This window comes from Corynebacterium sp. A21, assembly GCF_052266655.1.
Classification (GTDB): Bacteria; Actinomycetota; Actinomycetes; order Mycobacteriales; family Mycobacteriaceae; genus Corynebacterium.
This window is the reverse complement of the sequence record NZ_JBQPQY010000004.1, coordinates 78785-96763: the sequence shown is the minus strand read 5'-3', so window position 1 is coordinate 96763 and position 17979 is coordinate 78785. Positions and strand designations below refer to the sequence as shown.

18 protein-coding genes and 1 pseudogene are annotated in these 17979 nt (G+C 63.6%); 10 read left to right on the top strand and 9 right to left on the bottom strand.

Annotated elements, in window-relative coordinates:
* From trpB to ACTU46_RS08505, 6 genes are all read right to left on the bottom strand, one after another.
* Positions 1-1263, bottom strand: a complete 1263-nt coding sequence (gene trpB, locus ACTU46_RS08530; protein ID WP_443380891.1) for a tryptophan synthase subunit beta — start codon at positions 1261-1263, stop codon at positions 1-3.
* Between the two features lie 7 nt (positions 1264-1270).
* Complete coding sequence (trpCF, locus tag ACTU46_RS08525) at positions 1271-2731, bottom strand: bifunctional indole-3-glycerol-phosphate synthase TrpC/phosphoribosylanthranilate isomerase TrpF (protein WP_443380890.1); 1461 nt, start codon at positions 2729-2731, stop codon at positions 1271-1273.
* Positions 2721-3749, bottom strand: a complete 1029-nt coding sequence (trpD, locus tag ACTU46_RS08520) for an anthranilate phosphoribosyltransferase (protein WP_443380888.1) — start codon at positions 3747-3749, stop codon at positions 2721-2723. The genes trpCF and trpD overlap by 11 nt, the downstream gene beginning before the upstream one ends.
* 6 nt (positions 3750-3755) lie before the next feature.
* Positions 3756-4403, bottom strand: coding sequence for an anthranilate synthase component II (locus tag ACTU46_RS08515; protein WP_443380887.1), 648 nt, complete (start codon positions 4401-4403; stop codon positions 3756-3758).
* Complete coding sequence (locus ACTU46_RS08510) at positions 4400-5989, bottom strand: anthranilate synthase component 1 (protein ID WP_443380885.1); 1590 nt, start codon at positions 5987-5989, stop codon at positions 4400-4402. The genes ACTU46_RS08515 and ACTU46_RS08510 overlap by 4 nt, the downstream gene beginning before the upstream one ends.
* Before the next feature lie 340 nt (positions 5990-6329).
* Positions 6330-6809, bottom strand: a complete 480-nt coding sequence (locus ACTU46_RS08505; RefSeq protein ID WP_443380883.1) for an SdpI family protein — start codon at positions 6807-6809, stop codon at positions 6330-6332.
* Between the two features lie 346 nt (positions 6810-7155).
* On the opposite strand from ACTU46_RS08505, the gene ACTU46_RS08500 reads away from it, so the two are divergent.
* A complete protein-coding gene (locus ACTU46_RS08500) occupies positions 7156-8457 on the top strand; it encodes a dicarboxylate/amino acid:cation symporter (protein ID WP_443380882.1) in 1302 nt (433 codons plus the stop codon).
* A gap of 74 nt (positions 8458-8531) precedes the next feature.
* On the opposite strand, the gene ACTU46_RS08495 is transcribed toward ACTU46_RS08500, so the two are convergent.
* Positions 8532-8759, bottom strand: coding sequence for a hypothetical protein (locus ACTU46_RS08495; RefSeq protein WP_443380880.1), 228 nt, complete (start codon positions 8757-8759; stop codon positions 8532-8534).
* Between ACTU46_RS08495 and ACTU46_RS08490 the strand changes: the two are divergent.
* From ACTU46_RS08490 to ACTU46_RS08465, 6 genes and pseudogenes are all read left to right on the top strand, one after another.
* Positions 8735-8905: pseudogene (locus ACTU46_RS08490) on the top strand (2-oxo-hepta-3-ene-1,7-dioate hydratase); the annotation flags it as partial. The gene ACTU46_RS08495 and the pseudogene ACTU46_RS08490 overlap by 25 nt on opposite strands.
* A complete protein-coding gene (locus ACTU46_RS08485; RefSeq protein ID WP_443380879.1) occupies positions 8890-9288 on the top strand; it encodes an aldolase/citrate lyase family protein in 399 nt (132 codons plus the stop codon). The pseudogene ACTU46_RS08490 and the gene ACTU46_RS08485, both read left to right, overlap by 16 nt.
* A complete protein-coding gene (locus ACTU46_RS08480; protein WP_443380877.1) occupies positions 9257-9496 on the top strand; it encodes a hypothetical protein in 240 nt (79 codons plus the stop codon). The genes ACTU46_RS08485 and ACTU46_RS08480 overlap by 32 nt, the downstream gene beginning before the upstream one ends.
* A 3-nt stretch (positions 9497-9499) precedes the next feature.
* Positions 9500-10975 carry an NAD-dependent succinate-semialdehyde dehydrogenase gene (locus tag ACTU46_RS08475; protein ID WP_443380875.1) on the top strand — a complete coding sequence of 492 codons (1476 nt, stop codon included), beginning with the start codon at positions 9500-9502 and terminating at the stop codon, positions 10973-10975.
* A 146-nt stretch (positions 10976-11121) separates the two neighbouring features.
* Positions 11122-12540 carry an aldehyde dehydrogenase family protein gene (locus ACTU46_RS08470; RefSeq protein WP_443380873.1) on the top strand — a complete coding sequence of 473 codons (1419 nt, stop codon included), beginning with the start codon at positions 11122-11124 and terminating at the stop codon, positions 12538-12540.
* Positions 12541-12814: 274 nt separating this feature from the next.
* Complete coding sequence (locus ACTU46_RS08465; RefSeq protein ID WP_443380871.1) at positions 12815-14038, top strand: NAD(P)/FAD-dependent oxidoreductase; 1224 nt, start codon at positions 12815-12817, stop codon at positions 14036-14038.
* Between the two features lie 23 nt (positions 14039-14061).
* On the opposite strand, the gene ACTU46_RS08460 is transcribed toward ACTU46_RS08465, so the two are convergent.
* Positions 14062-14664 carry a TetR/AcrR family transcriptional regulator gene (locus ACTU46_RS08460; RefSeq protein ID WP_443380869.1) on the bottom strand — a complete coding sequence of 201 codons (603 nt, stop codon included), beginning with the start codon at positions 14662-14664 and terminating at the stop codon, positions 14062-14064.
* 98 nt (positions 14665-14762) lie between these two features.
* Between ACTU46_RS08460 and ACTU46_RS08455 the strand changes: the two genes are divergently transcribed.
* Together ACTU46_RS08455 and ACTU46_RS08450 are read left to right on the top strand one after the other, a co-directional pair.
* The gene (locus ACTU46_RS08455; RefSeq protein WP_443380867.1) at positions 14763-15200 is read left to right on the top strand and encodes a DUF1772 domain-containing protein; all 438 of its coding nucleotides are present in this window, start codon (positions 14763-14765) and stop codon (positions 15198-15200) included.
* A gap of 31 nt (positions 15201-15231) precedes the next feature.
* Positions 15232-15666 (top strand): hypothetical protein, encoded by a 435-nt coding sequence (locus tag ACTU46_RS08450; RefSeq protein ID WP_443380865.1) that lies wholly within the window; start codon positions 15232-15234, stop codon positions 15664-15666.
* On the opposite strand, the gene ACTU46_RS08445 is transcribed toward ACTU46_RS08450, so the two are convergent.
* The gene (locus tag ACTU46_RS08445) at positions 15663-16046 is read right to left on the bottom strand and encodes a YbaN family protein (protein ID WP_443380863.1); all 384 of its coding nucleotides are present in this window, start codon (positions 16044-16046) and stop codon (positions 15663-15665) included. The genes ACTU46_RS08450 and ACTU46_RS08445 overlap by 4 nt on opposite strands.
* A gap of 120 nt (positions 16047-16166) precedes the next feature.
* Between ACTU46_RS08445 and ACTU46_RS08440 the strand changes: the two genes are divergently transcribed.
* On the top strand, positions 16167-17963 hold the full coding sequence (locus ACTU46_RS08440) for a SulP family inorganic anion transporter (RefSeq protein ID WP_443380861.1): 1797 nt from the start codon (positions 16167-16169) through the stop codon (positions 17961-17963).
* The last annotated feature ends 16 nt before the right edge of the window (positions 17964-17979 follow it).

Here is a 17979-nt window from a genome sequence, read left to right as displayed (position 1 = left end):
CTAGTCCTCCTTCAGGACGAGCTCAGGGTTTTCCTCGAGGGTGCGGCGCACGTGCTCGACATCCTTGTCGCCGCGGCCGGAGAGGCAGACGAGGATGTTGAGCTTCTCCCCGTTTTCTTCGGCGGTGCGGGCACGCTTGAGGGCATAGGCCATGGCGTGGCTCGACTCAAGGGCGGGGATGATGCCCTCCTTGCGGGAGAGTAACTGGAAGGCTTCCAGGGCCTCGGCATCGGTGATGCCGACATAGGTAGCGCGACCGGAATCGTGGAGATAGGCGTGCTGCGGGCCGACGCCGGGGTAATCCAGGCCGGCGGAGATGGAGTAGGACTCCTCAACCTGGCCATCATCATTGCGCATCAGGTAGGAACGGGCACCGTGCAGGATGCCGATCTTGCCGTTGGTGATGGTCGCGCCGTGCTTGCCGGAATCGAGACCCTGGCCGCCGGGCTCAGCGCCGACCAGCTCTACGCTGGCTTCATCGATGAACTCGGCGAACATGCCGATGGCGTTGGAGCCACCACCGACGGAGGCGACCACCACATCCGGTAGGCCGCCGATGCGCTCCTTCATCTGCTCCTTGGCTTCCTGGGAGATAACCCGGTGGAACTCGCGGACGATCGTCGGGAAGGGGTGCGGACCTGCAGCGGTACCGAGCAGGTAGTGGGACTCGTGGAAGGTGGCGGTCCAATCGCGTAGTGCCTCATTCACGGCATCCTTGAGGGTGCCGGAGCCGGCATCCACGGGAATGACCTTCGCACCGTGAAGCTGCATGCGGTAGACATTGGGCTGCTGGCGCTCGACGTCCTTGGCGCCCATGTAGATCACACAGTCCAGGCCAAGCAAGGAGCAGGCCAGGGCGGTGGCGGTGCCGTGCTGGCCGGCACCGGTCTCGGCGATGATGCGGGTCTTGCCCATCCGCTTGGCCAGCAGTGCCTGACCGATCACCTGGTTGGTCTTGTGGGCGCCACCGTGGACCAGGTCCTCGCGCTTGAGGAAGATCCGGGCGAAGCCCTTGCCGGCACCCTCGGCCGGGAGGTTGGAGCACTCGGTGATCGGGGTCGGGCGACCGAGGTAATCGCGGAGGTAGGCGCGAAACTCGGCCTGGAACTCGGGGTCAGTGGTGGCGTCGACGAAGGCCTGCTCGAGCTGGTCGAGAGCCGGGATCAGGGACTCGGGGACGAACTGTCCGCCGAACTCGCCGAAGTAGGCCGGTAGCAATGTCTTGCCGCCGGAGCGGGAGGTGTCATCGGTGTTTTGGGTCATGGGTCTACTATGCCTTTCCCTGGGCGTTGGAAGTAGCGGGATACGTGAAGTTGCGGATCTCGCTGAAGATTCGACGCAGTGCTCCGGCGTCCTTGTGCTGGGCCCACTCCCCTGCCCCAGCGGGATATTCCACACCGGAGTTGAGGTCGAGTCCACCGCAGCCGATGGCCAGTGCCGCGGTGACATTGGCCAGGCCAATGCCGCCGGCAAGCAGGGCGTGCCCGCGAACCGATGCCGGGATGGTGGACCAATCGAAAGTGGTCCCGCTGCCACCGGAACCGGAGTCGAGCACCAATCGGTCCGCTGCACCGGCCTCAACCAGAGCCGCGGCCAATGAGGCACCCTGCGGGGCAGACATGGAGATGGCCCGCCAGATCTGGATTTCCGGGCCGACCTCCTCGCGCACCTGCGCCAACAGCGCCAGCTCTTCTGCGAGGGAATCCGACAGCGGTGCCTGCACCTGCACGGCCTCAATGCCCGGCTGGATCAGTTCGCCCCAGCCGGAGGCCTGGCGGGAAACGGCGACATAGCGCAACCCCGGCTCCGCCCCAATGATCGAAGCGGCGGTTTCACGTGAAACATTGCGTGGGGAGGCTTCCTCAAAGATGAGTCCGCCGAAGACTGCGCCAGCTGCCTTGGCTGCCTGCGCGGCGGCGGCGGTGCGCAGCCCACAGACCTTGTTGGCGCCGTAGACCAACTCGCGGGCGGCGGCATCCACATCCGGCTGACCGGTCAGTTGGGAGCCAACGAGAAAGCCGTTCGCATGTCCACCCAGCTGGCGCACGGTCTCATTGTCACGCACCCCGGACTCAGCGATGAGCACCACATCGGCGGGAATCAGCTCAGCGAGTCGAGCGGAACGGGACAGGTCGATGGAGAGATCGTGCAGGTTTCGGTGGTTGACGCCGATGATCTTGGCACCCAGCGCAATGGCGCGCGCCACTTCCTCTTCATCGATGACCTCGGTGAGGACGTCGAGTCCGAAGCGCTCGGCCTCGGCGGCGAGCGCCGTGTAGTCGGCGTCGTCAAGCACGGAGAGCATGAGCAGGATGGCGTCGGCACCGAAGTAGCGGGCAGCGTGGATCTGCACCGGGTCAACGATGAAGTCCTTGCACAACACCGGCAGGTGAGAACTCGAGGCGACCGTGGCCAGGTGGTTGTAGTCGCCGCCGAACTTGTCCGGCTCGCAGAGCACCGAGATACCTGCGGCATAGCGCGAGTAGATCGAGGCGAGCGCGCCCGGCTCGTAGTGCTCGCGGATCATGCCGAGGGAGGGTGAGGCGGATTTGCACTCCATGATGAAGCGGTTTAGGCCGCGCTCCCCTCCCCCGAGGGAATCGAAGAGGGAACGCTCGGAACGCGAGAGCTTTTCGACGTCCACATGGGCGATGCGGGCGCGGATCTCCGCCAGGTGCCCGCGACGGCCCTCGACGATATTTTCCAGGACGGTGGGAAGATTATGCGCCATAGTCAGTCTCCTCGTGCTTGGCGAGCCAATTGCGGACGGTGCCATCGGCGATCAGGGCGAGGGCCTTTTCAGTGCCCTCCTTGAAGGTGGTGACATCACCATTGAGATAGAACATCGCACCGGCACCTACGGCCAGGGCATCGCGGTGGGCTGCCGGGCCCTCACCATTGAAGGTGGCGCGCATGTGAGCGGCATTCTCTTCGCCGTCGCCACCGACCAGATCTGCAAGACTGTGGCGGGCAACGCCCAGATCCGCAGGTTCCAGGGAGTAGTGCTCGATGCTGCCGTCCTCCTTGAGCTCCCAGACCAGGCTGGTGCCGTGGACGGCAAGCTCATCGGTGCCGGCACCGTGGACGACCAGGGCGCGCTTGCGGCCGAGTTCGCGGAAGACCTCGGCGATCATCTGACCGGACTCCGGGCGGGCGACACCCATGATCTGCCTCTCCGGGCGGGCCGGGCTGAGCAGCGGACCCAGGGTGTTGAAGAGCGTGGGGAACTTCAGGGCCTTGCGCACCGGCTGCACATGGGCGATCGCCGGGTTATATGCCGGCGCGAAGAGGAAGGTGAAGTTGGAGGCCTGGAACCACTTCACGGCACGGTCCACATCCAGGCCCAGCGGAATGTTCAGCGCTTCGAGCACATCCGCGGAGCCGGACTTGGAGCTCACGGAACGGTTGCCACACTTGACCAGCTTCACGCCCCCGGATGCGGCGATGAGTGAGGCGCCGGTGGTGATGTTGATGGTGTTGGCGCCGTCGCCACCGGTACCGGCAGAGTCCATCAGGCCGGCACCGGTGATCGGGAAGGGACGCCCAGCGGCGATGAAGGCCTTGGCGGCACCGGCGATATCGGCGAAGGTCTCACCGCGGGTCTTGATCATCGTCAGCAAGGCGGCGATGTGGATCTCGTCGTAGTCACCGACGGTCAGCGGCGTGAAGACCTCGATGGCCTCCTCAAGCGTCGGGTTCTTGTTGTCCAGGTACGCCAGCAGGATGGAGAGAGTGTCAGGACTGGTCATCAGAGATTAGTTCCCTTCGGTGGAATTATTGAGGAGGTATTCGATGCTGCGGGTCAGGATCAGCGGACCGCTCGGGCTGAGTACTGACTCCGGGTGGAATTGCAGACCCAGGGCCTTCCCATCGGTGGTTTCCGCGGCCATGAGGACATCGCCGATCTCGGAACCGATGGTGGCCAGCGATTCAATTCCGGCGGGAGCGGTGGTGCAGCCGAGCGAGTGATAACGCGCCACCGGAATCTTTCGTCCCAGCACACCCGGCAGGTCCGGGCCGGCATCGACAGTCAGGCCATCAAAGACCGGGTGGGTGGCACCGCGATCGCTGAGATGCATCTTCTCGGAGATGCCATGCACCGGACCACAGGGCTCGACAGTGCCGCCATGATGCTGGAGCAGCGCCTGGAAACCGAGGCAGATGCCCAGGATCGGGATCCGGCCGAGCGCGGCGTCGAGAAGCGCCATCATCTCCCCTGCCTCACGAGGGTGACCCGGCCCCGGCGAAAGACAGATCAGATCCGGCTCCGCGGCGAGGATCTGCGCCACCGGGACGGTATTGCGGAAGACGGTGCATTCGTAGCCGGAGCTGGCGAAGGCATCCACCAGGTTGTAGACGAAGCTGTCATGGTTATCGATCAGGACAATCTTGGCAGAGCTCATCGGACAACCTCCAGGGTCGAGCCAGCGGCCAGCGCGAGGGCGTTGAGCACCGCGTAGGCCTTGTGCAGGGTTTCATCAGCCTCGGACTGCGGGTTCGAGTCGCGCACGACTCCGGCGCCCGCCTGCACCGCCGCCATGCCGTCCTGCACATAAGCGGAACGGATGATGATGCAGTTGTCCATGTCACCATTGCCCTTGAGGTAACCCACGGCGCCGCCATAGGAACCCCGGCGACGCTTCTCGACGCCGCGAAGGAGTTCCATGGCGCGCAGTTTCGGCGCCCCGGTCAGGGTGCCCATGTTCATGCAGGCGCGGTAGGCATCCAGAGCATCGAGCTCCGGGTCGAGCTCAGCGGTGACCCGGGAAACCAGATGCATGACGCGGGAGTAACGATCCACCTGCAGTAGATCCGCCACCCGCCGGGTCGCGGGGACCGCCACCCGGGCGAGATCATTGCGGGCCAGATCGACCAGCATGGTGTGCTCGGCGATCTCCTTAGCATCGGTCCGCAGCTCCAATTCAGCCCGGATATCAAGCTCATCATTGATGCTGCCATCGGGGTTCAGCCCGCGGGTCCGGGTACCGGCGATCGGGTACAGCTGGACCTCGCGGGTGGCGGCATCAAACTTCAGGTTCGATTCCGGGGAAGCACCGAACATCTCATAGGAGCGACCATCCGGGTTGATACCGCGGACGTAGAACATGTACGGACTCGGGTTGGTCTTGCGCAGCTGCCGGTAAGCGGCGAAGGAATCCCGGCAGGGCGCGGTGAAGGTGCGGGCCGGGACCACCTGATAGATATCGCCGTGGTAGATCGATTCCTTCAGATTTATCACCTGCTCGCGGAACTCCGCATCCGGAATATCTGCGGTGACGGTGAGGACATCGTCCTCATGTTCGGTGACACGGTAGGCATGCTCGGCGGAGGGCTCCGCGGCGTCGATAAGCGCGGCGATCTCCGCCAGCTCCTGCTGGAGCTGAACCAGAGCAGACTCCGAAGTAGCCACACCCTCGAGCATCGCGCTGCGATCCTCATGGTTGATGGTCAGCAGGATCTCGGCCAGCAGGAACTGATAATCCGGGTAGGTGTTCACCGACTCCCCCACCTCGGGCAGGGTCTCGAAGGTCTCCAGATAATCGAAGGCCATGCCGCCGGCCAGCATCGGCAGTGAGCCATTGGGGTCGGCATAACCAGACTCCAGCTGCAGCTTGCGCAGTACCGCAATGCTGGAGACGGCCTTCAGACGCTCGCGCTCATCCACTGCCGTCGAGAGTGGAAAACGGAAGGAAATGGCCTCCTCCGAAGTCGCCCCGGTACGGTACTGCGCCAGCTGCTCAGCGAGGCGGGCGTTGAAGTCCAAGCCCGAAGCACTCAGCGGCAGCGCGGTGACGGTGTCACCCTCGCAAGTGATGCGGAGCGAGCCGCGGAGGACCGCGACGGAGGATAGACCCGCCCGGGTAGTGATGTCCGCGCTCTCCAGCAGGACCGCGTCAGCTGCTGCGGTGCCACCCAAGTGAGCGAAAAGATCGGAGGCATCTTCGTGATAGCGCACCGGCAGGGAGATAACGGTGGGATTAAAGCTCATGGCTGCACTCCTGACTCAGAAGTGGTGAACCCTTCAGTGGTGGTCATGTCCTTGTAGGCCTCTCTTTATGAAACTTGAACAAGATCTGCGGTAGTTCGCTGCTTCGCTGTTCAAGCGGGGCCTGGTCTCAAGGAGGTTCCGGGGTGAAGAACCAGAAAAGGCCCGACGCTTGATGGAAGCGCGCGAGCCTGAAATAAATCGTGCTTTGTTATGCAACATCGTGGCTCGCTAATTAAGCGCGCCACCACCACTGGGTGCTTCTCATGAAAGATTCGTTGCTCACAAGGAAACACCTTAGCACCGGGGAATCACTTTCGCGTGCGATACCCCCAGCGGGTGATTAGTTCTCCGGGGAGTTGGTGATCTCTGCCGCGCGGCGCACTGCTGCCAGGTCCACGACCGGGGCGGGAGCCTCATTGTGGCCACCGCAGCCGCAGCCACCATCATTGGAGCAGCTGGCGCAACCGGCATCCTCATCCTGGTGCCGGGCATCGAGCAGGGTGGCGGTGCGGGCGCCGACATTCGCGCCCGAGGCCAGCGCCACGATGCCGACCACGAGGGTGACGGCCGGGAAGACCCAGAGCCAGCCGCTGGCGATGAAGGCGATCAGGCCACCGAAGGTCAGGGCTACACCGCCGAAGATCCAGAGCGGGCCGGCGACCGCGTGGGAGCCATCCCAGATCTCCTTGGACTTGCGAACCTCCGGCACCCGGAGACCGATGATCTTATTGCCCGGGAGGCGACGGCTCGTGGCCATCACTCCGGCAATGAGCAGCACCAGGGCCAGGACAAGGAGAACTACACCGATCAGCATGTTCATATCAACCAGCTTAGCCCCCGGATATTCCCGGGAAAAACCAGTTGGGCCGGATATCGTGGGCCCTTGGTCACTATTTTCGCAGTGACTAGATAAGTTGGGCCCGGATGTTTCACGTGAAACATCGGCCCTTCCGGAGCTCCTTGGGTGCGGCTATGTCATGCCAAAACTGTGTTGTAACGTCAATCACGTAGCCAGGGAAAATTCGTCGGATACATCTGCGGAGATTCACCTCTCCCCTCGGCACGCATGACATATACACCGGGCCTACGCCCACCTTTCATTGTCCGCGGTGGATTACTGGCTGGTGGGCAGATCCGGTTCCCTTCAGAGACATAGAAAGAGGATCATGGACATCAAACGTCTTACCTCCTCGCTGCTGGTCCGGATCGTCATTGCGATCATTCTGGGCATCATCTGCAGCTTGTTCTTCCCCGAGTGGCTGGCGCGCATCTTCGTCACCTTCAACGGGCTCTTCAGCAACTTCCTCAACTTCTTCGTTCCGGTGCTGATCTTCGCACTGATCACCCCGGCGATCGCCGGCCTGGGACGCGGTGCGAGCAAGTGGCTGGGCATTACCGCCGGCATCGCCTACGGTTCCACCATCCTCGCCGGCCTGCTGGCTTATGCGGTGTCTCGCAGTGTCTACCCGTGGATGCTCGGTGAGGGGGAAAACGTTGAGATCGCGGATATCGATGCCGGTGCGATGAGCGGATTTTTCAGTATCGAGATGCCGCCGCCCTTTGAGGTGATGACCGGCCTGCTGCTGGCTTTTTGTGCCGGCCTGGCCATGTCCGTGGTCAAGTCGGACACCCTCTACAAGGCCAGTCGTGACCTGGAGCGCGTGGTGATGAAGGTGATCAAGTCCTTCGTCATCCCGCTGCTACCGCTGTTCATCTTCGGCATGTTCCTCTCCCTGGGGATGAACGGCAACCTGCTGGCCACCATCAGTGCCTTCGCCAAGGTGCTGGTTCTCTCGGTCGTGATGACGCTGGTCTTCATTCTCATCCAGTACATCGTCGCCGGCGCGATCGCCAAGGAGAACCCCTTCAAGGCGCTGCGCAATATGTTGCCCGCCTACGCCACCGCCCTGGGTACCTCTTCTTCCGCGGCCACCATTCCGGTGACCTACGCCTCCTCTCTGAAGAACAAGATCGACCCGAACGTCGCGGGCTTCGTCATCCCGCTCTGCGCCACCATTCACCTGGCCGGCTCGATGACCAAGATCACGCTGTTCAGCTTCGCCATCGTCCACATGGCCGGCATCGAGGTTAGCCTGCCGCTGGCCATCGGATTCCTGCTGATGCTGGGTGTCACCATGATCGCCGCACCGGGCGTGCCCGGCGGTGCCATCATGGCTGCCGTGGGCCTGCTCTCCTCCATGCTGGGCTTCAACGATGATCAGGTCGCCCTGATGATCGCCGCCTACATCGCCATCGATTCCTTCGGCACCGCCGCCAACGTCACCGGTGACGGCGCGATCGCCATGGTGGTGAACAAGTTCGCCAAGGGCCGGATCCCCGCGATCCAGCCCGAGGATGAGGAAGACCGCGTGCTGCTGGATGTCTCCGGCCGTGACGCTGTCGAGCACAAGAGGCACGATGAGTTCGAGGCGCAGCACCCGCACGCGCACGACTACCCGAAGGACTAGCCCTCACTCCCCTCCCCCAAAAAAGAGCGCACCGATCACGGTGCGCTCTTTTTTCGGCCTGAGGGCCCGGGGCGTTACTGAACCTTCGCGGGCGCGAGCAGGTTCTGCTCGAAGAAGGCCTGCAGGGCCGCGGTGTCTGTCAGCGGGAGGACCGCCGCGACGTACTGATCCGGCCGGACCACGACGATCGCTCCCTCGCGGCTGATGCCGCGGGCCTCGAAGAAATCATCATCCTTCAGGGAGACCCAGACGTTCTCCCAGTTCTGCAGGCGATGCGGTGGACCTGCGCTGGGTCTCCGCACTGCTCTACCGCAACCACACCATCGAGGAAACCGGCGTGGCCTGGCTGGCTAATAAGCTCGCCAGCCACGGTGACTCGCTGTCCGCCGGCGACACCGTCCATGCCGACTTTGGCGAATTCGGAGATATCACATGCCGTTTCATCTAGAACTACCGGAAACCTTCAGCGAGCGCGTCAAGGGCGCTGCCCGCCCGCAGATCGGGATGTGGATCTGTTCCGGCTCCCCGGTGGCCGCTGAGATCCTCGCCGGGTCCGGTATGGACTGGCTGCTTATCGACGGCGAGCACTCCCCCTATGGTCTGGAGACCATCACTGACCTGCTGCACGCCACTGATGCCTACCCCGCCACCGCCGTGGTGCGGGTGCCGGCCCTGGCCCGGGCTTCGCGCTGGGGTGCGGTCCCGGATTACCTCGACAAGGCCGCTGAGACCATCAGCCTGACCATCCAGATTGAGTCCGCCGAAGCGGTGGAGAATGCCGTCGCCATCGCCGCGCTCGATGGGTATCCTTGGCCAGCAGACCCACCCTGACGTGGTTGCCGGGGTCAAGAAGTCCATCGCCGCCTTCGCCGCCGCCGGCAAGCCGGTCGGTGTCAACGCCTTCAACCTCGATCAGGCCCAGGATTACCTGGACTCCGGTGCCAACTTCGTCCTGGTTGGGGCAGATGTCCAGCAGCTCAACATCGCCGCCCGGGGCCTGGTGGATAAGTTCATCACCCCGCTAGAGGAAGGAAAGTAAATCATGTCCATCAACATTTCTGAGTTGCTTGCGAAGGTTCCCACTGGTTTGTTGATCGGTGATTCCTGGCGGGAGGCCTCCGATGGAGGGACCTTCACCGTGGAAAACCCCGCCACCGGGGAGATCATCGCCACCCTGGCCTCGGCCACGTCTGAGGATGCGATCGCTGCCCTGGATGCCGCCTGCGCGGTCCAGGCCGACTGGGCACGCACACCGGCGCGGGAGCGCTCGGAGATCCTGCGCCGAGGTTTCGAGCTGGTGGCGGAGCGCTCGGAGGAGTTTGCCACCCTGATGACCCTGGAGATGGGCAAGCCCCTGGCCGAGGCCCGTGGCGAGGTGACCTATGGCAATGAGTTCCTGCGCTGGTTCTCCGAGGAAGCGGTGCGCCTCTACGGCCGTTACGGTGCCACCCCGGAGGGTAACCTGCGGATGATCACCACCCGCAAGCCGGTGGGCCCGTGCCTGTTGATCACCCCGTGGAATTTCCCGTTGGCCATGGCCACCCGCAAGGTCGCCCCGGCGATCGCCGCCGGTTGTGTCATGGTGCTCAAGCCCGCCCGGCTGACTCCGTTGACCTCGCAGTATTTCGCGCAGACCATGCTGGATGCCGGGTTGCCGGCGGGTGTGCTCAATGTGGTCACGGGCAAGTCCGCGTCGGCGATCTCGAACCCGATCATGGAGGACCCGCGACTGCGGAAGGTCTCCTTTACCGGTTCCACCCCGGTGGGCCAGCAGTTGTTGAAGAAGGCCGCGGATAATGTGTTGCGCACCTCCATGGAACTCGGGGGTAATGCCCCCTTCCTGGTGTTTGAGGATGCGGATCTGGAGCTGGCGATCGAGGGCGCGATGGGGGCGAAGATGCGCAATATCGGTGAGGCCTGCACCGCGGCGAACCGTTTCCTGGTCCACGAGTCCGTGGCGGAGGAGTTCGGTCGGCGGTTTGCTGCCCGGATTGATCAGCTGGTGCTGGGCAATGGTCTGGAAGAAGGGGTGACGGTGGGCCCGTTGGTGGAGGCCAAGGCCCGGGATTCAGTGGCGGCACTGGTCGATGGTGCAGTCGCTGAGGGCGCGACGGTGCTCACCGGCGGTAAGGCCGGGGAGGGCGCGGGTTATTTTTACCAGCCCACGGTGTTGGCTGGGGTGGGCCATGATGCGGCGATCCTGGCTGAGGAGATTTTCGGCCCGGTGGCTCCGATTATCACTTTTTCTTCGGAGGAGGAGGCGATCCGGTTGGCTAATGCCACGGAGTATGGGTTGGCGTCTTATGTGTTTACCTCGGATATGTCGCGGATGTTCCGGGTCTCTGAGGGCTTGGAGTTTGGGTTGGTGGGGGTTAATTCCGGGGTGATTTCCAATGCTGCGGCCCCGTTTGGTGGGGTGAAGCAGTCGGGTATGGGTCGTGAGGGTGGTTTGGAGGGTATTGAGGAGTACACCTCGGTGCAGTACATCGGCATCAAAGACCCCTACGCGGGGCAGTAAATAGTTAGTTCCCGGCCGTCATGTTTCCCATGAAATATGGCGGCTTTCGCATACTCAGTGCCTGGACAAGTGCGCAAACTAGCGAACACATAACTGTGAACTAGGCAATAGCGGAATACAGTCCTACATTCAACCAAGGAGTAACCATGACCCAGACCCTCAACACCTACGCCAACCTCCTCGCCGCCATCGACACAGGTGAGGCTGGCCGCGAGATCCTTGATCCGGCTACCGGTGAAGTTGTCGGCCGTGCCCCACAACACACCGTTTCGGACCTGGACACCGCGGTTGAACGCGCCGTCGATAAGCAGCGGGACTGGGCGAAACTGAGCGATCAGGAGCGCTGTGAGTACCTGTCCCGGGCGGCCAACGCCGTGGAGGCGGCCAGCGAGGCATTGGCAGAGCTGGTCTCCCGGGAGCAGGGAAAGCCGCTCAGCGGTCCCGGTGCCCGTTTTGAGGCTGGCGCCTGTGCCACCTGGCTGCAGGTGACCTGCTCGCACGACCTCTCGGAGGAAACCGTCGTTGATGACGGGGAAACCAAAGCGGTGCTCAACTACCGTCCCATCGGAGTGGTCGGCGCGATCGGGCCATGGAACTGGCCGGCGATGATCACCATCTGGCAGATCGCCCCGGCGCTGCGGATGGGTAACGCCGTGGTGGTCAAGCCCTCCGAGTACACCCCGTTGAGCGTGCTCGGCCTGGTGGAGATCCTCAACACCGTGCTGCCCGAAGGCGTGCTCCAGGTGGTCTCCGGTGACGGCTCGGTGGGCGCGGCACTGTCCACGGATGAGCGGATCGGCAAGATCATGTTCACCGGCTCCACCGCCACCGGCCGTAAGATCGCGGAATCCGCCGCAGCCACCGTCAAGCGGCTGACCCTGGAACTCGGCGGCAATGACGCTGGCATCGTGCTCGAGGACGCTGATCCGGCCCTCATCGCGCAGGACCTGTTCTGGGGTGCTTTCATCAACACCGGCCAAACCTGCGCCGCCCTCAAGCGCCTCTACGTCCACGACTCCATCTACGAGCAGGTGTGTGAGGAGCTGACCAGGGTCGCCTCCCAGATGCCGATGGGTGTCGGCATGGATGAGAAGAATGTCCTCGGCCCGCTGCAGAACCAGATGCAGTTCGATATCGTGGACCGTCTGGTGACGGCCGCCAAGGACTCTGGTGCACGTGTACTACTCGGCGGCGACCCGGACTATGACGCGCCGGGCTACTTCTTCCCCACCACCCTGATCGCCGATATTGACCCGCAGAACCCACTGGTGATCGAGGAACAGTTCGGCCCGGCCCTGCCGATCGTGCGCTACACCGATCTGGAGGATGCGATCGCGCAGGCCAATGCGCTGGATGTGGGCCTCGGCGCCTCGGTGTGGTCGGCGGACCGCGAGAAGGCCCGTGCAGTTGCCGCCCGAATTGAGGCTGGCACGGTCTGGATCAACTCACACGGCGGTTTGGACCCGCGCGTCCCCTTCGGCGGCATCAAACAGTCCGGCTACGGGATTGAATTCGGTGCCGCTGGCCTCAAGGGCCTGGGTGTGCCGCAGGTGATCAACGGTTAACTGCGCCCGGTACCCCGCTCTGCGGCCGCCTGCGAAGTCTCATGGCCAAGGATCAATCTGGGGCGAGGAAGTGGCCCAGATCATCAAAAATGGCTGACACCGTAGATGGAGTGTGAGACACTCTCCCCCAAGTGATGCTCTTTAATCATTTGGGGCTTTTTCCTTAGAAGAGCGCATTTCTCCACATCAGAGGCATTTCGTGCTCAGCTACCCCGCAGCCACCCAAGCTGTATTGGGGGGTCAGGGCTCAGCTTTCCGTACCCAAGGAGGGTCAATGAAGAACGCAATCGTGATCGGTGCCGGAATGGTGGGGCTGGCCACCGCCTGGCACCTACAGGACCGTGGTTATGAGGTAACCGTCCTCGACCGTGAGGGAGTTGCCGCCGGTTCCTCCTGGGGCAACGCCGGCTGGTTGGCCCCGGCGAAAACTATCCCGCTCTCCGATCCGAGTCTCTGGGGTTATGGACCCAAAGCGTTGTTCGACCCCAATGCCGCGCTGAGTATGCCCTTCCGCATTGATCCGAAGCTGTGGTTGTTCCTGGCCCGTTTCATGATGCAGGCCAGCCAGCGCTCCTGGGACAAGACCATGGCATCGCTCACCCCGATCGATCAGGTGGCACTCGCCGCCTTCGATGAGTTCGAGCTCGGTGGTGTTGATGCACTGGTGCGCAAGGGGCCCTTCGTCATCGGTTTCGAGGAGGAATCTCAGGCGAAGGGGTTCGAACGTGAGATCGCCGGAGTGGTCCGCCATGGGCAGGTGGCGGAGATGACCCGGCTGGAAGATCCACAGGAGTTGGCACCGATGCTCTCGGATGAGGTGAAGATGGCCTACCGGCTGGAGGGGCAGCGATTCATTGAGCCGGGCCCTTATGTCGCGGCTCTGGCCAAGGCGGTCGAGCAACGTGGTGGCATCATCCGGAGCGGTGTGGAGGTCACCCATGTGGCCAAGGGCTCTCGACCGGCCGTGATTTTGGCTGATGCCTCCCGCCTGGAGACCGACAAGGTCGTGATCGCCACGGGTGCCTGGCTGTCCAAGCTCGCCCATGAGTTCGGGGTGCGCACTCCGGTGCAGGCGGGACGCGGATACTCTTTCACCGTGGAGACTGAGCAGCCTGCCGAACATGCGCTCTACCTGCCGCACCACCGCATGGCCTGCACCCCCTACCAGGGACGTTTTCGCATCGCCGGCACCATGGAGTTCCGGGGCCCCGATGAGCCGCTCTACCCGCGTCGTATCGAGGCGATCATCAACCAGGCACGCCGACTCATGCGCGGCATCAACTTTGAGGAGCGCCAGGATGAGTGGGTGGGCTCACGTCCCGTCACTCCGGACGGCATGCCGTTGATCGGGCAGGCCAAGGCGGAGAATGTCTTCGTCGCCGGTGGACATGGCATGTGGGGTGTGGTGCTGGGGCCGGCGACGGGCAAGTACCTGGCGCAGCTGATCGACACCGGGGAAACACACCCCGTGATCAAGCCCTTTGATCCACTGCGCTGAGACGCGCGGCGGAGCAAGGTGTTTCAGCGGTTCAGTCCCCGAACGGCGTTGGCCAGGGTTTCCTCCATCAGCTCGCGCTTATTTTCCGGGGTGAGTTTGCGCAGGGTGCCGGAGGAACAGAGCACCGAGATCCCGTGGGCGGCGGACCAGAGGGCGACAGCTGCGGCGAACTGTCTAGCACGGTCGGCGGCATCTGGCGTGGCGCCCAGATACTCTCCGACCAGGTCCCGCAACATCTCAAAGGGGTTTTCTCTACTGCTCTTCTCCGGGAGGGTGAAACCACTGGCCAGGCACTTGAACAGCAGTGGCTGATCCAGGGCGAAATTGAAGTAGCCGCGCCCGGCGGACAGAATCCGCTCGGCCGGGGCATTTTCCGGTGCCTGCTCGACCTCGGCTCGGATCGACCGGCCGAGCGCCTCGGCGGCGGCGGTGCGGACGGCCTCGATAAGCCCTTCCTTATCGGAGAAATGGCGATAGGCGGCAGCGGGGGACACCCCGGCCCGGCGGGCGGCTTCGCGCAGACTGACAGCCTCGGGTCCGCCCTCGGCGGCCAGTTCCACGCCGATGCGTACCATCTCCGCGCGTAGGTTGCCGTGGTGATAGGACTTGGTGTTGACAGTGTTCACATGAGCACGTTAGCATCACAGAATGTGAACGATGTTCACATCAATGGTGGGGATCAGCTCACCCGAGATCCCCACCCTATTTCTGTCAAGGAATTACCATGGATCTGCCACTGCTTTTCCTATTACTGACCACCGGTTTTGTGGGCTGCGCCGAGTTTGCCTCAGTGGCACTGGTCCATCCCGTTATCCGTCGCCTATCACTTCCAGAGCAGCTGATCATGGAAAAGGGGCTGCTGCGCACCTACGGCCGGGTGATGCCGATCGGGATGACTACCGCAGCCGTCCTGGCGGGCCTGGCAGCGTGGCGTGAGGGACCGGTGGCATTCCAAGCGGCAGCCTTCGTGCTCACCGTGGCCCTGATCGTGACCATCCTCGGCAACGTCCCCATCAACCGCTGGACCGGGCGACTCGGCAGCAACACCCCACCAGCTGAGTTCGAGATGATCCGGCGCCGCTGGGATCTCTTCCAGGCAATCCGGGGTTCACTCCAGCTGATCGGATTCATCCTCGTCTGCCTTGGCACTGCTTCACTCTGATACCTGATCTCCCGAACCCCCAGGAGCCTTCATGTTCACTCTGACCCGTCCCTCCCGAATCGCCGCCGGAATCCTCATCCTCACCATCCTCGGCATTGAAGCGGGCGGAGGATATGTCCTCCAGCTCACCCAGGGCAACCTCCCCGCCACCGAATTCCAACTCACCTTCGCCCGCGCCGGGCACGGCCACGCCGGAGTGCTCGTGATCCTCGGGCTGGTGTCGATCTTGCTGTGCGACGCCGCGAAGATCCGCGGCCTCCGCGGCCACATCTCCCGCTGGGCTGTTCCAGCTGCGGCGGTCCTCCTGCCCGCTGGATTCTTCCTCTCATCCATCGGGGCTGGCGCGACCGAACCGAATGCCCTCTACTTCCTCATCTTCCTCGGGGCGGCAACCCTTGCCATCGGCCTGCTGACACTCGGTGGCAGCCTGCTGTGGCAGGGCATCCGCAACACGGACCCTGCCTAGATCGCGGCGTCGATAGGCGCCTTCTCCGGCCGTGGTTGGAGCCGGATAATGTGGACTGAGACCAGTCCGGCGATGACCGGCAGGATGATCGCCGGGATGAGACTCCCGATCAGCCACACCGAGACGCAGATACCGAACCACAGGGCCGCGAGCGTGCGCGCCTTGTGCTTCGGTGTCATCGCATGGTGGTAGTAGTTGCTGAGGTAGACGCCGAAGACCCGGTGATTAACCAGGTAGTCGTGCAGCCGTTGGGAGCTGCGGGCGAAGCAGAAAGCCGCCAGTAGCAGGAAGGGGGTGGTCGGCAGAATCGGCAGGAAGATGCCGATGGCACCCAGCGCGAGGCTGAGGGAGCCGACCACCATGAGAATCCCCTTGAGCATGGCACCGAGTTTAGTCCCGGGTGCCGTGAAATGCCGAAAGGTTCATGGTGGATAACACTTCCGCACTGACCTCGCCAAAAGTATTCCGGACCTGGGGAAACTCAGGTAAACCTATAAGCTATGGATGTTAAATCCGGCAGCCGTTGGCGGCTGCCCACCCTGAGCGGGCTGCGTACCTCCTACCGCACCGACCTGATCGTGGGTCTGACCCTGGCGGCGATCGCACTCCCCGGGTCAATGGCTGCCGCCCAGCTCGTCGGCATCTCCCCCGCCCTGGGCCTACTTGCCTTCTGCATCGGTGCTCTGGTCTTCGCGCTCGCCGGTGGGCACCGGACACTTTCGGTGGGGCCGGATTCGACCATCGCCCCGATGCTCGCGGCCGGTGCCGCCGGATCAGTACTGGCAACACCGGGTGAAGCGCCAGCCGTGGAGCCGGGTTCCCTGATGCTGATCTCGCTGATGGTGGGCGCACTGCTCATCCTGATCGGTGTGATCCGGGGCGGCTGGATCACCCAGTTCCTCTCCCGGCCCGTCACCGTCGGCCTGCTGGCGGGTGTCGGGCTGAGCATTATCGTCTCCCAGCTCAGCACGGTGCTGGGCATGGATGTCTCGACCTCAGGTAATGTCCCCCAGCGACTGGCACAGCTGGCGGCAAACCTGGGTGAGATCAACCCCTGGGTGGCCGCCTTGAGTGGTGGCGTATTGGTGATCAGCATCGGTGCGGGACTGATCAATCACCGCCTCCCCGGCGCCTTGATCGGCCTGGCGTTGGCTGCGGTGGTGACTGCGGTCTTCGGATTGGCGGAGCATGGTGTGGCAAAGCTGGAGGCACCGGAATCAGTGTGGACGGTCCCGGCCTTCTCGGCGATCCCCTGGGCCTCGGCTCCGGACCTGCTCCCCGCGGCCTTGGTCATCGTCATTCTGGTGACAGTGCAGACCGGGGCCACGGAAGCGAGCACCAGACAGGGCCACGAAACTCTCGACCGGGATCTGGGGGCCATCGGTGTGGCTTCCCTGGCAGCCGCCGTAGCCGGATCCTTCGCGCTGAATGCTTCCCCACCCCGGACCCGGCTGGTCCAGCAGGCGAGGGGGCACACCCAGCTGGCGGCCTTAACCGCTGGCACAGTCGTACTAGTGGTGTTGCTCTTCGCCACCGGGCTGCTCGCGCTGCTCCCCGAAGCCGCCTTGGCAGCGGTGCTGCTGCACATCGCCGTCACCTTGATCCGCTTCCGGGAGCTACGGCGCATCGCCCGCTACAGCTGGAAGGAACTCGGGATGGCGGTGGGGACGACGATTCTGGTGTGCGTGTTCGGAATTGTGTCGGGAGTGGCGATCGCCGCCCTGGTCACTCTGCTCGACCGCACCCGCCGTGAGGCCCGCCCGCCGACCTACCGCAAGGGGCTGATCCCGCAGTCCAACCACTGGGTGCCAGTCAACGCCGGAGTGGAGACGGTGCAGGTCCCGGAGGTGCTGGTCTGGTCGGTCGAGGCACCCATCTGGTACGCCGATGCCGACTATGTGATCGAGCAGCTCCACGAGGCACTGGCGGAAGGCGACTACTCGGTGGTGGTGCTCGACGGTGCGGCGATCTCTGACCTGGACTACACCGGGGTGCTGGCCATGGGCACACTCATCGACCACCTGGTCGCTGAGGACATTCCGGTGCTGATCGCGCGTCCCACGCAGCCCACCCAGAACGCCCTGAAGAAGGCGGGACTGGCGGAGAAGGTGTCCATGCACCCCACCGTCTCTGACGCGGTGAAGGAGGGCACCACCCTGGCCGGGCTGGAGGCGGAATTCCGGGCCGCGCGCGGCAAGAAGAAGGACCTGGCCAAGCTTGCCGATGCGGGCCTGGACCGCGAGGAGCTTCTCGACGACGCGGAGGTTCCGGGACCTGAGGAGGATCGTGAGCACTGACGGCCGGGTACTCCGA

Excerpts from the sequence above, each read along its gene's own strand:
- trpB (WP_443380891.1), bottom strand. The coding sequence starts at position 1,263 with ATGACCCAAAACACCGATGACACCTCCCGCTCCGGCGGCAAGACATTG.
- trpCF (WP_443380890.1), bottom strand. The coding sequence starts at position 2,731 with ATGGCGCATAATCTTCCCACCGTCCTGGAAAATATCGTCGAGGGCCGT.
- trpD (WP_443380888.1), bottom strand. The coding sequence starts at position 3,749 with ATGACCAGTCCTGACACTCTCTCCATCCTGCTGGCGTACCTGGACAAC.
- ACTU46_RS08515 (WP_443380887.1), bottom strand. The coding sequence starts at position 4,403 with ATGAGCTCTGCCAAGATTGTCCTGATCGATAACCATGACAGCTTCGTC.
- ACTU46_RS08510 (WP_443380885.1), bottom strand. The coding sequence starts at position 5,989 with ATGAGCTTTAATCCCACCGTTATCTCCCTGCCGGTGCGCTATCACGAA.
- ACTU46_RS08505 (WP_443380883.1), bottom strand. The coding sequence starts at position 6,809 with ATGAACATGCTGATCGGTGTAGTTCTCCTTGTCCTGGCCCTGGTGCTG.
- ACTU46_RS08500 (WP_443380882.1), top strand. The coding sequence starts at position 7,156 with ATGGACATCAAACGTCTTACCTCCTCGCTGCTGGTCCGGATCGTCATT.
- ACTU46_RS08485 (WP_443380879.1), top strand. The coding sequence starts at position 8,890 with ATGCCGTTTCATCTAGAACTACCGGAAACCTTCAGCGAGCGCGTCAAG.
- ACTU46_RS08480 (WP_443380877.1), top strand. The coding sequence starts at position 9,257 with ATGGGTATCCTTGGCCAGCAGACCCACCCTGACGTGGTTGCCGGGGTC.
- ACTU46_RS08475 (WP_443380875.1), top strand. The coding sequence starts at position 9,500 with ATGTCCATCAACATTTCTGAGTTGCTTGCGAAGGTTCCCACTGGTTTG.
- ACTU46_RS08470 (WP_443380873.1), top strand. The coding sequence starts at position 11,122 with ATGACCCAGACCCTCAACACCTACGCCAACCTCCTCGCCGCCATCGAC.
- ACTU46_RS08465 (WP_443380871.1), top strand. The coding sequence starts at position 12,815 with ATGAAGAACGCAATCGTGATCGGTGCCGGAATGGTGGGGCTGGCCACC.
- ACTU46_RS08455 (WP_443380867.1), top strand. The coding sequence starts at position 14,763 with ATGGATCTGCCACTGCTTTTCCTATTACTGACCACCGGTTTTGTGGGC.
- ACTU46_RS08450 (WP_443380865.1), top strand. The coding sequence starts at position 15,232 with ATGTTCACTCTGACCCGTCCCTCCCGAATCGCCGCCGGAATCCTCATC.
- ACTU46_RS08445 (WP_443380863.1), bottom strand. The coding sequence starts at position 16,046 with ATGCTCAAGGGGATTCTCATGGTGGTCGGCTCCCTCAGCCTCGCGCTG.
- ACTU46_RS08440 (WP_443380861.1), top strand. The coding sequence starts at position 16,167 with ATGGATGTTAAATCCGGCAGCCGTTGGCGGCTGCCCACCCTGAGCGGG.